Origin of the sequence: Kocuria sp. CCUG 69068, from assembly GCF_020833785.1 — a bacterium.
Taxonomy (GTDB): Bacteria; Actinomycetota; Actinomycetes; order Actinomycetales; family Micrococcaceae; genus Kocuria; species Kocuria rosea.
In genome coordinates, this window is sequence record NZ_PDDL01000084.1 from 1 (window position 1) to 15039 (window position 15039).

A 15039-nucleotide genomic window follows, 5' to 3' on the forward strand; every position below is an offset into this window, starting at 1 on the left:
CGCGGAGCTCGTCCGGTGAGCGCGGCGCACCGCCCCGAGGACGTCCGGGCGGTCCCGGGCCCCGCCCCGGCCGCCGAGCCCGTGCCCGAGTCTGCGCCGGTGCCCGACCCCGGACCGGCCGCTGCTGCCGGGTCCGGCGCGGCGGCGACGATCACCGTGTGCCCCGACGGCCCGCTGCTGGTGCGCGGGGGCTACGAGCTGCTGGACGGCGACGACCGGCCCATCGACCCCGGGCGCGCCACCGTGGCGCTGTGCCGCTGCGGGGCGTCGTCCATCAAGCCGTTCTGCGACGGCTCGCACAAGCGGGCCCGGTTCCGGGCCCGCTGAGGCTCAGCGGCGCGGTCCCGGCTCGCGCAGCAGCCACTGGGCGAGCTGGTCCAGCGCCATGCCCAGCAGGCCGATGACGAGGATCACCACGAGCATCTCGTCGTAGGCCAGCCGGTCCCGGGCGTTGAGGATCTCGTAGCCCAGGCCGCTGCTGACCCCGAGCATCTCGGCCGGCACGATGACCACCCACGAGATCCCCAGGGCCAGCCGCACCCCGGTCATGACGAACGGCCGGATGCTGGGCAGCACCACGGTGCGCAGCCGCTCGACCGGGGTGGCCCCGAGCGTCTCGGCGACCCGCAGGTGCAGCGGGTCCAGGGCCTTGACGCCGGCGGCCGTGTTCATGGTGATCGGCCAGACCGCGGCGGCAGCCACGAGGAAGACGACGGGGGCGTTGCCCACCCCCAGCAGCGCCACGGCCACCGGCGCCCAGGACAGCGGGGAGACCATGCGCAGGAACTGCACCACCGGGGCGCTGGTCCACCGGAAGCGGCGGTAGGAGCCGATGAGCAGGCCCAGCGGCACGCCCAGGCCCGTGGCCACGGCCAGCCCGCACAGCAGGCGCCACAGGCTGGTCAGGCCGTCCTGGACCACCACCCCCCGCTCGGCCAGCGAGGCCACCGCACCGGGCATGCGCTCGGGCTGGAAGGAGGCGATCATGGTGTTCGCCCCGGCCGCGGCGTGCGTGAACGCCCACCACACGGCGATCGTGACCAGCACCCCGAAGGCCCCCCAGGCCGGGCCGGTCCAGCGGGACCCGGTGCGCCGGGGCGTCCGCGCCGGGGCGGGGCCCGCCGGACCGGTCCCGGCCGGAGCGCCGCGGGCGGCGTCGTCGAGGTCGGTGGGGGACGCCGGGGTGTCGTGCGGGGCGGGGTGCGGCGCGCTCATGCGCTGATCTCCTCGGTCCGGGTGGTGCCGGTCATGCCGAAGGCGGCGAGTCCGCCTGCCTTCTCGATGCTGCGGGTCACGAGCGTGTCGTCGACGAGCTCGCGGTGCACGAGCGCCGGGTCCAGTCCGTCGAGGAACCCCGCCGGGGCGTCGACGACGGTGTCCTGCATGGCGCGGACCAGCTCCTCGGTGAAGCTCGCGTACGGGTATGGCCGGAAGTCCAGGCGCTCGCCGTGCCAGTCCGGGTGGTGCAGGGCGTCCCCGTGCGCGGCGGCGGAGTAGGTCAGGGCCTGCTCGATCACGGGCCGGGGCTGGGGGAGGTAGCCGGCGGCCAGCAGCGCCGCGGTCTCGGGGCGGTTCTGCCGGGCCCAGGCCTGGGCCCGGACGAGGGCGTCCATGAACCCGGCGGCGTGCGCGGGGCGGTTGCGCAGGAGCTCGCCGCGCATCATGGTCACGCAGCACGCGTGGTCGCGCCACACGTCGCCGAGGAAGCGGTGGATGTGCCCCACCTGCCGCGCCTCCGCGGCGGCGTTGAACGGGTCGGCCACCACGTATCCGCCGATCACGCCGTTGTTCAGCGCGGGGAGCATGTCCGAGGGCGCCATGGGCAGCAGGGCCACCGTGCGCCGCGCCCGGGACGGGTTCTCGCGCATCACCGGGGTCAGGCCCGCGGACCGCAGCAGCTTCTGGACCACCACGTTGTGCACGGACCACCACGCCGGGATCGCCACGGACTCCCCGGCCAGGTCGGCGATCTCCGCCACGTCCGGGCGGACCGTGAGGGCGGAGCCGTTGGTGTGGTTCCACGCGGTGATCCGCACGTCGGCCCGCAGCCCGTAGCGCATGTACAGGGCCATGGGCATCAGCAGGTGGATCGCGTCCACCTTGCCCGCCACGAACGCCTCGGACAGCGAGGACCAGCTGCGGAAGAGCACGGGGTCGGCCACGGGGACGGCGGCGTCCTCGTAGTACCCGTTGGCGTGGGCGACCAGCAGGGGGGAGGCGTCCGTGATCGGGAGGTACCCGATCCGCACCGGGCGCTCCGGGTCGGCCGCGCCGCGCGCCTCCTGCTGGCTGTCCGCGTAGAGGGAGCCCGCGCCCCAGCCGAGCCCGGTGAGGGCCGCGGCCCCCGCCCCGGCCCGCAGCAGGACCCGCCGGCTCGGCCCGCCGGCGCTCATATGACCCAGTTCCCGGAGCCGTCGTCGGCCCCGCGGTAGTGGGCGAGGATCTGCTCGGCCGTCGTGCCGTCCTGCGCCGGGACCCACTGCCGGCGGAAGCCGCGCGGACCGGCGAAGAAGCCGATCCGGTCGCCGAGGGTGATCGCCTCGTCGACGTCGTGGGTCACGAGGAAGACCGTCAGGTCCAGCTCGGTCGCGAGCCCGCGCAGCCACAGCTGGAGGTCCTTGCGGGTCGCCGGGTCCAGGGCGCTGAACGGCTCGTCGAGCAGCAGCACGTCGGGGCGCACCGCGAGCGCGCGGCCCACCGACACCCGCTGGGCCTGCCCGCCGGAGAGCTCCTGGACGGGGGTGTGCGCGAGCGGGACCAGGCCGAGGATCTCGAGCAGGTCGTCCACGCGGGCGTCCTCGAAGCGGTCCCGGTTGCGCCGGTACCGCCCGCCGAGGGCGATGTTCTGGCGCACCGACAGCCAGGGGAACAGCCCGGGGTCCTGGAAGACGACGGCGAAGCGCTCGTCGGCGCAGCCGAACTCGATGCTGCCCCCGTCCAGGGGCTCGAGCCCCGCGATCGCCCGCAGCAGCGTGGACTTCCCGGACCCGCTGGGGCCCAGCACCGCGAACGTCTCGCCGCTGCGCAGGGTCAGGTCCACCCCGTCGAGGGCGGGCGCGGAGGCCCCCGGGTAGCTCTTGCGCAGCCCGCGGACGGTGAGCGCCGGCGCGGCCCGGCTCAGGCCAGGTTCTGCAGCACCCACCGCAGGTGACCTTCCGTGGGGGACTGCACGGGCAGGAACGCGGCCTCGCGGGCCCGGCGGGCGGTGGGGGAGGACATGGCGTAGCCGCGCCCGCCTACGACCTTCCCCTCGATCCGGGTTGCCCGGCCCGTGAGCAGCGCGGCGTCCAGCCTGAGGGAGAACAGCTCCCGGGGGGCGGTCTCCCGGGGCGCCTCCGCCAGGCGCAGGAGGTCGGCGCGCAGGCGGCGGTACTCGGCGGTCGCCTCCTCGAGCTCCTCCCGGAACACCTCGGCGACGCCCTGCAGGGCCTCGTGCGCGGCGGTCAGCGCGGCGGCCGAGAGGCCGAGGCAGAAGGCGGTCTGCAACAGCAGGAACGGGCCGCGGACGGCGGCGAGGAAGGACGGGACGTCCTCGCTCAGCAGGTCCTCGGCGGGGTCGACGGCCACGCCCTCGAGGACGAGAACGCCCGAGGCCGTCGCGTTGAGCGCCATCAGGTTCTCGAGCAGGCGCACCGTCACCCCCGGTGCCGAGACCCGGGTCCGGACCACCACGCGGGTGCCGTCCTCCCGGACGGCGGGCAGGACCACGACGCCCTCGGGGTACAGGTTGGAGGCCCACGGCACGGTGCCGTCGAGGACCGGTCCCGCCGCGCCGGCGGTCAGCGTCACGGGGATCTCGCCGATGCCGGCGGCGTCCTTGAAGGCCGGCGCCATCGCCGAGCAGCCGGGCGCGGCCCCGGAGCGCACGTCCGCGGGGATCTCCGTCCCGGTGGCGGCGAGGTACTCGACGGTCGCCCGGTGGGCCCACAGGGAGAACGCCGTGGCGGTGCACTCGGTGGCGAGGTCGAACACGACGGCCGCCTGCGGGGCCAGCGACCCGGTCAGGCCGAGGTCCAGGAGCCCCCGGGCGCCCAGCTCGCGCAGGGTCCCCAGCGGGGAGGCGGCGGCCGTGTCGACGTCGCGGGCCCGCGCCGCGGCGGTGCGGCGGACGAACTCGTGCTCGGGGTAGTCGACGAGCGGCGCGAGCAGGGGCCGGCTCTCGGGGTCCGGCCCGCCGGCCGTGGACGGGGAGCGCGTGGACTGGGTCATGGTCTTCCGTTCTGCCGGGGAGTGCGGGGCGAGGCTCGTCCGCTCGGCGGGCGGGCCCGGGCGTCGAAGCACGACGGCGGCCCCCGGCTCGCGGGGACCGCCGTGTCGTCGTGTGCTGCGGCCCGTCAGACGTTGAGCTTGAACAGCCGGTCGAACGGGGTGCCCACGGCCTGGCGGGCCCGCTCCACGGCCGCCTCGTCGGGGGCGTTGTAGAAGCACAGGCACTTGGCGGTGTCCTCGCGCACGTAGGTGCGCAGGAAGGAGACCTCGGGGACCTCGGCGTACTTCGGGGAGTTGGCCTTCTTGCGCGCCAGGTACTGCTCCATGGTGATCTCGGCGGGGATGTCCCACTCCACCAGGTACTGCGCGTCGCCCTTGAGCTTCTTGATGTCGTCGAGCTCGGCGCCCACGAGGCGGACGGCGTCGGGGCCGGTGACCTCCGCGGCGGCGTCCCCGGCGGCGGTGCGCACGGTCTGGGCGAGGCCCTCGGCGCTGGCGGCCTCCACGATCACGAACACCCGTCCGTGGTCTGCCGTGACCTGGGACTCGATGAACTCGGCGCCCGCCGCGGAGACGGCCTCGGAGACCGTGGCGATGAGCTGGGTCACGGCGTCCTTGGACGCGGAGGCGGGAACGATCTCGAGCAGGTGGAGCGACATGGGGGTTCCTTCCGTCGGGTCGGGGCGGCGTCGTCGCCGCTCGGGCACTCCTGCCAGGCTAGGCTCCTGCCCCCGGAAGGTCCCGGGATCCGTCACACTTCGCAACACGGGGCGTCCGGGCGGGTTCTCCTCGTGCCGGGGGCTCGCAGGGTGCACAATGCGCCCCGGTCCGCCCGCCCGGGGTCGGCGCCGGGCGCCGCCGCCTGCGGGTCGCTAGCCTGGGGGAGTGCGCGCGGAAGAACTGAACCGGTCCGTCCAGGACTGCCTGAAGACGGTCTGGCTGGCCCAGGAGTGGTCCTCGGACGCCGTGACCACTACCGGGCTGGCCCAGCGGCTGGGCCTGTCCCCGTCCACCGTGTCGGAGGCCGTCAAGAAGCTCACCGCGCAGGGGCTGCTGAGCCGGCCCGCCCACGGCGGGATCGTCCTCACCGACCGCGGTCGGGACGTCGCCGTCCAGATGGTGCGGCGCCACCGGATCCTCGAGGCGTTCCTCACCGGCCACCTGGGCTACTCCTGGGACGAGGTGCACGAGGAGGCCGAGGTCCTCGAGCACGCGGTGAGCGAGAAGTTCGTCGCCCGGCTGGACGCTCTCCTGGGCCATCCGGAGCGGGACCCGCACGGCGACCCGATCCCGCGGCGGGACGGCACCGTGCCGTCCGCCCCGGCCGTGCTCCTCGCCGACGTCGCCCCGGGCAGTCCCGTGGTGGTGGCCCGGGTCTCGGACGCGGATCCGGCCGTGCTGCGCCGGCTCGGAACCGCCGGCATCCGGCCGGGCACCGAGCTCGTGCTCGGCGAGCACCGGTTTCGCGCGGTGCCCGTGGTGCTGGACGGGGACGTCGTCGAGGTGGACGTCCTCGCTGCGGAGGCGGTCTGGGTCCGGCCCCGGGACCGGCCCGGACCGCCTCCGGGGCCCGTCAGGAGATGACGCCGTCCACCAGCGCCTTGGCCTCCCGCTGGACCTGCTGCAGGTGCTCCTCGCCGAGGAACGACTCCGCGTAGATCTTGTAGACGTCCTCCGTGCCGGACGGCCGGGCCGCGAACCACGCGTTCTTCGTGGTGACCTTCAGCCCGCCGATCGCCGCGCCGTTGCCGGGGGCGTTCGTGAGCTTCGCCGTGATCTGCTCGCCGGCCAGGGTGTCCGCCTCGACCTGGGCCGGGGAGAGCTTCTTCAGGGCGGCCTTCTGCTCCCGGCTCGCCGGGGCGTCGATGCGCTGGTAGACCGGGGCGCCGAACTCCTCGGTGAGCTCCGTGTAGCGCTGGGACGGGGTCTTGCCGGTGCGGGCCGTGATCTCCGAGGCCAGCAGGGCCAGGATGATCCCGTCCTTGTCGGTGGACCACACGGAGCCGTCCCGGCGCAGGAAGGACGCGCCCGCGGACTCCTCGCCGCCGAAGCCGATCGAGCCGTCCATCAGGCCGGGCACGAACCACTTGAAGCCCACCGGCACCTCCACGAGCTCGCGGCCCAGCGAGGCCGCCACCCGGTCGATGATCGAGGAGGACACCAGGGTCTTGCCGACCCCGGCGTCCGGGGACCAGCCGGTGCGCTCGCGGAAGAGGTAGTCGATCGCCACCGCCAGGTAGTGGTTCGGGTTCATCAGCCCCGCGTCCGGGGTCACGATGCCGTGGCGGTCGGTGTCGGCGTCGTTGCCGGTGGCGATGTCGTACTTGTCCCGGTTGCCGATGAGGGAGGCCATGGCGTTCGGGGAGGAGCAGTCCATCCGGATCTTCTCGTCCCAGTCGAGGGTCATGAACGCCCACTGCGGGTCCACCTGCGGGTTCACCACGGTCATGTTCAGCCCGAAGCGCTGGGCGATCTCGCCCCAGTACGCCACGGAGGCCGAGCCCATGGGGTCCGCGCCGATGTGCAGCCCGGAGTCCCGGACCACGTCGAGGTCGACGACCTCCGGCAGCGTCCGCACGTACTCCTCGAGGAAGTCGTAGGCGCCCGTGGTCTCCGCCGCCCGCGCCCGCTCCAGGGAGACCCGGCGGACCCCGGACATGCCGTTCTCGAGGAACTCGTTGGCCCGCTGGGCGATCCACTCGGTGGCGTCGGAGTCCGCGGGGCCGCCGTTGGGCGGGTTGTACTTGAAGCCGCCGTCACCGGGCGGGTTGTGCGAGGGGGTGATGACGATGCCGTCGGCCACCGCCTCCGCCCGGCCCGCGTTGTGGGTCAGGATCGCGTGGGACAGCGCCGGGGTGGGCACGTAGCCGTCCCGGGAGTCCAGCAGGACGGTGACCTCGTTGGCGGCCAGCACCTCGAGCGCGGTGTCCTGCGCGGGCCCGGACAGGGCGTGGGTGTCCTTGCCCATGAACAGCGGGCCGGTGATCCGCTGGCCGGCGCGGTACTCCACGATGGCCTGCGTGATCGCCGCGATGTGCTGCTCGTTGAACGAGGCCTTGAGGGACGAGCCGCGGTGCCCGGACGTGCCGAACGCCACGCGCTGGTCCGGGTCCGAGGGGTCGGGCACGACGTCGGTGTAGGCGTCGAGGAGCTTGCCGAGGTCGACGAGGTCACTGGGTTGGGCGACGGTGCCCGCACGATTGGTCATGGCGCCCAACCTACCGCCGGGCGGCGGGCCCGCGGAGGCTGGCACGCGATCGGGTCGCCAGGTTTCGTGCTCCGTGCCGCGCGGGAGGCCCGCGCGGGGGTGGAGGAATCGCGGCCGGTGGGACAGGATGAGGGCACCAGACAGGGCAGGACCGAACGAGGAGGCAGGGACACCATGAGCGACGCACCCGGCGGGACGACCGAGGGCTCGGGCAAGGGCCCGGAGGGCACCGTCCCGGACAACGAGCAGGGCGTCGGGCTGACCACCGACGAGAACGCGACCGGCTTCGAGCCGGAGGAGGACCCCCAGGCGGCCACCGATCCGGACGACCCCGACTCGGAGGAGGAGGCCCTGGGCCACTCCTAGGCGGTGGCGCGGGGGCCGGGGCGGCCCTGGTCCTCGAGCTGGGCGACGACGGCGAGCAGCTGCGCCTCCGCGCTCGGGCGGCCGATGAGCTGGACGCCCATGGGCACGACCGGCCCGTCGTCGTGGCTCGCCGCGCGGGTCCACAGCGTCGGGACGGTCACCGCGGGCAGGCCCACGACGTTCACGACCGAGGTCCACGGCGTGTACGCGCACTGGCGCCGGTAGTCCTGGTCCGCGCCCGCGGGGTCCGCGAGGTCGTAGCCCTCCCAGTACCAGCCCAGCGGCCTCGGTGTCATGGCGAGCGCGGGCGTCAGGACCACGTCCCAGGCGCCGTAGGCCCGGACCACGTCCTGCTCGATCCGGCGCAGGACGCCCACGGCCTGCGCCAGCTCAACCGCTGACCGGCGCAGGGCGCGGGCGCGGAAGGCCCCCGCGAGGCCGGTGAGCCTCCCCGCCTGCTCGTCGTCCAGCGGGGCCGTGCCCATCGAGGTGGTCCACACGTCGAAGAAGGCCCCCGGGTACTCGGGGTCGTAGGACAGCTCGGCCTCCTCGACCTCGTGCCCGGCGGCCCGCAGCAGGGCGACGCCCGCATCGAGGGCGGCGCGGGCCTCCGGGGAGACCTCGATGTCCTGGACGGCGTCGAACGGGGAGGCGGTGCTCACCCCGATCCGCAGCGGCCGGTTTCCCCACGGGAGGTCGCCCCGCCGAGCCGCGCGCACACCGTCCAGGAAGGACCCCTGCGGGGCGGCACGGACCGCCCGCCGCACCACGTTGCCGTGCGCCGGGCCGGGCGCGGGGGCGCACAGGACGTCGAGCAGCAGCGCCGCGTCCTCGGCCGTGCGGGCGAGAGGCCCGTTCACCACGAGCTGGGCGGCGTCCGACTGCGCGTCCGCGGTGGGCACCCGGCCGCGGTTGGGCTTGAGCCCGACCAGCCCGCACACCGCCGCCGGGATGCGCACCGACCCGCCGCCGTCGGAGCCCGGCGCCACCGGGAGCAGACCCGCCGCCACGGCCACCGCCTGGCCGCCCGAGGAGCCGCCGGCCCCCGTGGACGGGTCGTGCGGGTTCCGGGCGGGCGGGGCCACGAGGTTCTCGGAGTAGCAGTTGAGGCCGAACTCGGGCACCTGGGTCTTGCCCAGGCACACCGCCCCGGACGCGCCGAGCAGGGCCGCGAGGTCGTCGTCGTCCTCCGCCACGGGCGCGCCGCCGCGCCGTCCGGTCACGGCGGCGGAACCGTAGGTGGTGGGCATCCCGGCGACGTCGTGCAGGTCCTTCACCGCGAGCGGCACGCCGTGCAGCGCTCTGCGGGCGGCCCCGGCGGGCAGGGCGTCGAGCGCGCGCGCCCGGTCGAGGGCGAGGTGCGCAGCGACGTGGACGAACGCCCCCAGCGCCGGATTGCGCGCCTCGATCCTGGCCAGGAAGTGCTCGGCGGTCTCCACCGCGCCCAGCTCGCCGCGCGCGAGCGCGTCCCGCAGCTGCACGGCGCTGAGGTCTCCGATCGAGGTCACGGCAGGCTCCTGTCCGACGGTCGCGCGGTCCCCGTCCGGGGCTCCGCAGGGCGCTGAGCCCAGGCTAGTAGGCTGGCGGCTGTCCGGACGTGCCCGCGCGCCCCGGTTTTCGATCTTCCCCGACCCGCAGGAGTCCCCCGTGCCCACCGCCTGTGCGCCCCGTCCCGCGGCGATCCGCGCGGCGACGGCGTCCGTCCTGCTCCTGGCCCTCGCCGGCTGCTCGTCCTCCGCCGAGGGGGACGGCGCGGCCGGCAGCGGTCCGGACTCGACGGCGTCCGCCGCCGCGAGCGCCCCCACGGCCTCCGGCGGGGCCTCGCCGGCCACCGTCCAGGAGACGTGCGCCCGGGTGCTCGAGACCGTGCGCACCGCGCCGCAGCAGCTGCGGGACGATCCCGCCGGGCTGTTCACCGAGGTCGACGAGCTCGCGGCCACCGCCCCGGACGAGCTGTCCGGGCAGCTCACCTCGGTCCGTGAGGCCGTCGCCGGCTTCCGGCAGGGCGAGCGCTCCTTCATCAGCGTGGTCCAGGAGGTCAGAGGCCTGCAGGAGCGCTGCTCCGGCTGACCTCCCGCCGTGCGCGAGGAGTCGCGTTCGGCACTCCCGGTGCGCGAGGGGTCGCGTTCGGTGGGAAACAGCGTCGCGGAGGGTCCGGCAGCGCCCCCTCGGTGATGGCGACGTGCAGAACCCGCCCCCTCGCCCTGGAGGGGCCGCAGAATGCCGGGCGGCGCAATCGCACTCCACCGGGGCACGATGACGGTCCGGGAGAGCAGGACTGCGCCACTCCGTGTGCTCGCGCCCTCCTCCGCCCGTCCACGGCGGTCATGCTCCCGGCATGAGACACCCCGCACCCCTGCCGCCCGAACTCCGTGGCATCGGCTTCTCACGTCGGGAGGCACTCGCCCTGGGCGTCGCGGAGCACCGGCTCCGGGACGCCGACCTCACCAGCCCCGTCGGCAGGGGAGTGCGGGTCCCCGCCGGCTGTCCCGCTCCGCTGCTGGAAGCGGCACGGGCACTGACCCGCCGGTATCCGGGGACGGTGATCAGCCACCGCTCCGCGGCGCTGCTCCACCGGATGCGGGTTCCTGATCCCTGGCAGCGGTCCTCGGAGCTGTGGCTCACGCGCGCCGACGACTCGAGGGCCCTGAGGCGGCCCGGCGTCGTCTGCCGGAGGGGACGCCTCGGTCCGCACGAGGTGGTCCGCGTCCACGGGGTGGCCGTCACGTCACCGGTGCGCACGTTCCTGGACATCTGCGCCGAGCTCACGGTGACGGAGGCAGTGGTGCTCGCCGACGGACTGGTCGACGCCCACCGCCACGGGATCCGCCGGGCCGTGGCCGCGGTGTGCCGGCCGGACGAGCTCGAGACCGGGGTGCGGGCGCACGCCGGGCGGCGTGGCATCCGCACGGCCCGCGCCGCGGTCGAGCGGATGCGGGTGGGGTCGGACTCGCCCGGCGAGACACGGCTGCGGCTGCTGCTCGAGGACCACGGGATCCGGGGCCTGGTGCTCGACCATCCCCTGCTGGGGCCCGACGGGACGCTGCTGGCGCAGCCCGACCTCGCCCTGGAGAGCCACCGGCTCAGCCTGCAGTACGAGGGTGCCCACCACGACCGGGCGGAGCAGCGAGTGCTGGACATCAGGCGGTTGCGGGCCACGGAGTCGGCGGGGTGGCGGGAACTCCGGATCTGCGCTCACGACCTGCACCGGCACACGACGACGACGCGGGGCCGGGTGCCGGTGGCGGTCGCCCTGGTGTGGGAGGCCATGGGGGTCGCGCACCGCCGGTGACGGGGCCGAGCCGGGGTGCGCGGGGCGAGGGGTCGCGACCGGCCGCCCGCCGCGCCGAGGGGGCTCGTCCGGACGGAATGTGACTGACTGACCGTGCGAACGAGACCCCTCGGCGTGAGGGGGATGCTGGACGAGACTCCTCGAGCTGGCCTAGGCCGCCGCGTTGCGGACGGCCTGGGCGAGCACCTGCAGGCCGTCGCGCAGCAGCTCCTCGCCGATGACGAGCGGGGGCAGCAGGCGCACGATGTTGCCGAAGGTCCCGCAGGTCAGGATGATGACGCCCTGCGCGAGGCACTCCGCGGCGATCGCCTTGGCGGCGTCGGCGTCGGGCTCCGTGCCGCCGGGCCGGACGAACTCCAGCGCCATCATGGCCCCGCGGCCGCGGATCTCGCCCACGGTGCCGGTCTCCTCGGCCACCGGGGCCAGCTCCTCCCGGATGATCTCCTCGATCCGGCGGGCGCGGGCCACGAGGTCCCACTCCTCGATGGTCTGCAGCGCGCCGAGGGCGGCGGCGCAGGCCACGGGGTTGCCGCCGTAGGTGCCGCCGAGGCCGCCCGCGTGGACGGAGTCCATGATCTCGGCGCGGCCGACCACGCCGGACAGCGGCATGCCGCCGGCCACGCCCTTGGCCACGGTGATCAGGTCGGGGACGACGCCCTCGTGGTCCACGGCGAACCACTCGCCGGTGCGCGCGATGCCGGACTGGACCTCGTCGACGACGAACACGGCGCCGTTGTCGGTGCACCACTCGGACAGCGCGGGCAGGAAGCCGTCGGCCGGCACGATGAACCCGCCCTCGCCCTGGATGGGCTCGATCACGACGGCGGCCACGTTCTCGGCGCCGACCTGCTTCTCCACCTGGAGCAGCGCGCGGCGGGCGGCCTCGGCGCCGGTCATGCCCTCCGGGTCCCGGAACGGGTAGGACACGGGCACGCGGTAGACCTCGCCGGCGAACGGGCCGAAGCCCTGCTTGTAGGGCATCACCTTGGCGGTCATCGCGAGGGTCATGTTCGTGCGCCCGTGGTAGGCGTGGTCGAACACGACCACGGCCTGGCGGCCGGTGTGCACGCGGGAGATCTTCACGGCGTTCTCGACGGCCTCGGAGCCCGAGTTGAACAGCGCGGCCTTCTTCTGGTGGTCGCCGGGGGAGAGCTCGGCGAGCTTCTCCGCGACGGCCACGTAGCCCTCGTACGGGGTGACCATGAAGCAGGTGTGGGTGAAGTGCGCCACGGCCTCCTGCACCTTGGCGACCACGGCGGGGGCGGAGGCGCCCACGCTGGTCACGGCGATGCCGGACCCGAGGTCGACGAGCTGGTTGCCGTCGACGTCGAGCACGATCCCGCCGTCCACGTCCGCGGCGTAGGCGGGCACGGAGGAGGCGACTCCGGAGGCGACGGCCGCGGCGCGCCGCTCGGACAGCTCGCGGGACTTGGGGCCCGGGAGGGCGCCGTCGAGGTGACGGACCTGCTCGAGACGGTACTGGATCTCGGTCACGACGAGATCTCCTTTCGGTGGGGACGGGACGGTGGGGACGGGACGGTGGGGACGGGACGGTGGGGACGGGACGGTGGGGACGGGACGGTGGGGACGGGACGGAACGGTCGGGGGCGCCGGGCGGGAGTGCCCCGGCACGGGACGGCGGCCGCCGCAGCTGCCTGCGACGACCGCCGTCCCGGTGCGGGAACCCGGGTCAGGACCTCAGGCGGGGGTGCCGGTGCCGGGGTTCGGGACGTTGGCCCAGGGGTTCTCCACGCCGATGTACTGGGTGGTGGTGTACTCGTGGAGGCCCTCGGCCCCGCCCTCGCGGCCCAGGCCGGACTGCTTGACGCCGCCGAACGGGGCGGCCGCGTTGGAGATCACCCCGACGTTGAGGCCCATGAGGCCGAACTCGATGCGGTCGCCGATGCGCAGGCCGCGGGAGATGTTCTCGGTGAACACGTAGGAGGCCAGGCCGTACTCGGTGGAGTTGGCCAGGGCCACGGCCTCGTCCTCGTCCTTGAAGGTGACGACCGGGGCCACGGGGCCGAAGATCTCCTCGGTCACCGCGCGGGCGTCGACGGGGACGTCGCGCAGCAGGGTGGGCTGGAAGAAGTAGCCGGGCCCGTCCACGCGCGCCCCGCCGACGACGACCTTCGCCCCGCGCTCCACGGCGTCGGTCACGAACTCCTCGACGGAGTCGCGGGCCTTGGCCTCGACCATCGGGCCCACGCTCACGCCGTCGTCCACGCCGTTGCCCACGGTGAGCGCGGCCATCTTCGCGGCCATCTTCTCGACGAACTCGTCCACCACGTCCTCGTGCACCAGCAGCCGGTTGGCGGCCGTGCAGGCCTCGCCCATGTTGCGCATCTTCGCGGCCATGGCGCCGGCCACGGCCTTGTCGATGTCGGCGTCCTCGAAGACGATCAGCGGCCCGTTGCCGCCGAGCTCCATGGAGGTGCGCAGCACGTTGTCGGTGGCCAGCTTCATCAGCTGCTTGCCCACCGGGGTGGAGCCGGTGAAGGAGACCTTCCGCAGCCTGGGGTCGGCCATGATCGGCTCGGACACGGCCGAGGCGGACTTGGAGGAGACCACGTTGAGCACCCCGGCGGGCAGCCCGGCGTCGAGCATGAGCTGGGCGAAGTACTGGGAGGTGAGCGGGGTCAGTCGGGCGGGCTTGAGCACCATGGTGCAGCCGGCGGCCACGGCCGGGGCGACCTTGCGGGTGGCCATCGCCAGCGGGAAGTTCCACGGGGTGATCAGCAGGCACGGGCCCACGGGCTTGTGGGTGACCAGCATGCGCAGGTTGCCCTCGGGGGTGTCGAGGTAGCGGCCGTAGTCGCGCACGGCCTCCTCGGCGAACCAGCGCAGGAACTCCCCGCCGTACTTGACCTCCCCGGCGGCCTCGGCCAGCGGCTTGCCCATCTCCAGGGTCATCAGCAGCGCGAGGTCCTCGGCGCGCTCCTGCACGAGGTCGAACGCGCGCCGCAGGATCTCCGAGCGCTCCCGGGCGGGGGTGCGGGCCCAGGACTCCTGGGCGTCGGCGGCGGCGTCCATCGCGGCCTGGGAGTCCTCGCGGGTGGCCGAGGCCATGGTCGCGATGACCTCGCCGGTGGCCGGGTTCTCCACCTCGAAGGTCCCCCCGTCCGAGGCGTCGCGCCACTGACCGTTGATCAGCAGTCCCGTGGGGGTCTTGGCGAGGACCGCCTCGATGCGGTCCTTCATGCCGGTGGCCGCGGGGGCCTTGTCCGTGGTGCTCATGTATCAGCCTCTCTTCTCGACGCGCGCCGGGCCACCGGGCACCGGTGGCGCTGCGCTGCGTCAGGGGGTTCGTCGGACGGGCGGGCGACAGCACTGGGCCCGCCCGTCCATCGTAGGACTCCGGACGGGCTCCCCCGCGGGGACGTCGTCACCGGGTGACGCCGAGCCGGGGCGGAGCCGGCGCCGAGGGGCCGCCACGGTCCCCCGACTGCTCCAGGCTAGCGCCGGGGCGACCCAGCAGGATGCTGAATCTTCGTGACGTCGTCGTGCACAGTGCACAGAGGAACGACGGCGGGCTACGGCGCCGACCGGTCGGGCCGGTCGGACAGCCGCAGGGCGATCCACAGCTCCGCGCGCAGCTGCGGGTCGTCCACGGACCGGCCGAGCGCCTCCTCGATTTCCTGCAGCCGCTGCTGCAGGGTGTTGCGGTGGATCCCCAGGGACTCGGCCGTCCCGCTCCGGTTGCCGTTGTGGGCGAGGAACGTGCGCAGCAGGGACAGCCGCCCGGCCCCGTCGACGGGGCCGAGCAGCTGCCGCGCCCAGGCCCGGGCGGTCTCGGGCGGGAGGAGCCCGGCGACGCCGCCCGCCACGAGGTCGTCCCACGTGCCGACGTGCTGACGGTCCGTGGTGCGCTCCAGCGCCTCGCGGGCCTCCCGGTCGCTCGCGTCCGTCTCGTGCACGGCCGCCGGGCCGCCGATGCCGGCCCGCAGCCCGGAGGCCTCGGCGG

The 15039-nt window shown here is 74.7% G+C and carries 15 protein-coding genes; 5 read left to right on the plus strand and 10 right to left on the minus strand.

Translation table 11 applies throughout. The features are described 5' to 3' along the window. Positions 1 to 327 (plus strand): CDGSH iron-sulfur domain-containing protein (locus tag CRM73_RS19995; protein ID WP_370658542.1); only part of this gene is annotated, 327 nt, incomplete at its 5' end. Positions 328 to 330: 3 nt separating this feature from the next. Here the strand turns inward: CRM73_RS19995 and CRM73_RS14240 are convergent. From CRM73_RS14240 to CRM73_RS14260, 5 genes are all read right to left on the minus strand, one after another. Continuing rightward, positions 331 to 1215 (minus strand): ABC transporter permease, encoded by an 885-nt coding sequence (locus CRM73_RS14240; protein WP_081994338.1) that lies wholly within the window; start codon positions 1213 to 1215, stop codon positions 331 to 333. Then, positions 1212 to 2393, minus strand: coding sequence for an ABC transporter substrate-binding protein (locus CRM73_RS14245; protein ID WP_035925956.1), 1182 nt, complete (start codon positions 2391 to 2393; stop codon positions 1212 to 1214). The genes CRM73_RS14240 and CRM73_RS14245 overlap by 4 nt, the downstream gene beginning before the upstream one ends. Then, positions 2390 to 3142, minus strand: coding sequence for an ABC transporter ATP-binding protein (locus CRM73_RS14250; RefSeq protein ID WP_229588180.1), 753 nt, complete (start codon positions 3140 to 3142; stop codon positions 2390 to 2392). The genes CRM73_RS14245 and CRM73_RS14250 overlap by 4 nt, the downstream gene beginning before the upstream one ends. Beyond that, positions 3118 to 4209, minus strand: coding sequence for an acyl-CoA dehydrogenase family protein (locus CRM73_RS14255; RefSeq protein WP_017832069.1), 1092 nt, complete (start codon positions 4207 to 4209; stop codon positions 3118 to 3120). Before CRM73_RS14255 ends, CRM73_RS14250 begins: the two co-directional genes overlap by 25 nt. A gap of 125 nt (positions 4210 to 4334) precedes the next feature. Next, positions 4335 to 4868: a DUF4242 domain-containing protein gene (locus tag CRM73_RS14260; protein ID WP_035925959.1), complete on the minus strand. Its 534-nt coding sequence runs from the start codon at positions 4866 to 4868 to the stop codon at positions 4335 to 4337. Between the two features lie 226 nt (positions 4869 to 5094). On the opposite strand from CRM73_RS14260, the gene CRM73_RS14265 reads away from it, so the two are divergent. After that, positions 5095 to 5793, plus strand: a complete 699-nt coding sequence (locus tag CRM73_RS14265; protein WP_176337932.1) for a metal-dependent transcriptional regulator — start codon at positions 5095 to 5097, stop codon at positions 5791 to 5793. Here the strand turns inward: CRM73_RS14265 and pgm are convergent. Beyond that, entirely contained in the window at positions 5783 to 7417 is a 1635-nt protein-coding gene (pgm, locus tag CRM73_RS14270) for a phosphoglucomutase (alpha-D-glucose-1,6-bisphosphate-dependent) (RefSeq protein ID WP_229588182.1), read from the minus strand. The two genes, CRM73_RS14265 and pgm, sit on opposite strands and share 11 nt — an antisense overlap. A 174-nt stretch (positions 7418 to 7591) precedes the next feature. Between pgm and CRM73_RS14275 the strand changes: the two genes are divergently transcribed. Further along, complete coding sequence (locus tag CRM73_RS14275) at positions 7592 to 7783, plus strand: hypothetical protein (protein WP_017832065.1); 192 nt, start codon at positions 7592 to 7594, stop codon at positions 7781 to 7783. Here the strand turns inward: CRM73_RS14275 and CRM73_RS14280 are convergent. Then, positions 7780 to 9291 (minus strand): amidase, encoded by a 1512-nt coding sequence (locus tag CRM73_RS14280; RefSeq protein ID WP_229588184.1) that lies wholly within the window; start codon positions 9289 to 9291, stop codon positions 7780 to 7782. The two genes, CRM73_RS14275 and CRM73_RS14280, sit on opposite strands and share 4 nt — an antisense overlap. Positions 9292 to 9430: 139 nt before the next feature. Here CRM73_RS14280 and CRM73_RS14285 point away from each other — a divergent pair, with 139 nt between their 5' ends. Together CRM73_RS14285 and CRM73_RS14290 are read left to right on the plus strand one after the other, a co-directional pair. Then, positions 9431 to 9853, plus strand: a complete 423-nt coding sequence (locus tag CRM73_RS14285) for a hypothetical protein (protein ID WP_017832063.1) — start codon at positions 9431 to 9433, stop codon at positions 9851 to 9853. A 268-nt stretch (positions 9854 to 10121) separates the two neighbouring features. Next, positions 10122 to 11075 (plus strand): hypothetical protein, encoded by a 954-nt coding sequence (locus tag CRM73_RS14290; RefSeq protein ID WP_035925974.1) that lies wholly within the window; start codon positions 10122 to 10124, stop codon positions 11073 to 11075. A 150-nt stretch (positions 11076 to 11225) separates the two neighbouring features. Here CRM73_RS14290 and gabT read toward each other — a convergent pair whose 3' ends face one another. The 3 genes from gabT to CRM73_RS14305 form a co-directional block, all read right to left on the minus strand. Then, the gene (gene gabT, locus CRM73_RS14295; protein WP_229588186.1) at positions 11226 to 12569 is read right to left on the minus strand and encodes a 4-aminobutyrate--2-oxoglutarate transaminase; all 1344 of its coding nucleotides are present in this window, start codon (positions 12567 to 12569) and stop codon (positions 11226 to 11228) included. Positions 12570 to 12773: 204 nt separating this feature from the next. Continuing rightward, positions 12774 to 14312: an NAD-dependent succinate-semialdehyde dehydrogenase gene (locus CRM73_RS14300; protein ID WP_229588188.1), complete on the minus strand. Its 1539-nt coding sequence runs from the start codon at positions 14310 to 14312 to the stop codon at positions 12774 to 12776. A 296-nt stretch (positions 14313 to 14608) separates the two neighbouring features. Then, positions 14609 to 15039, minus strand: a 431-nt coding sequence (locus CRM73_RS14305; protein ID WP_229588190.1) for a helix-turn-helix domain-containing protein, incomplete at its 5' end; no start/stop codon positions are given.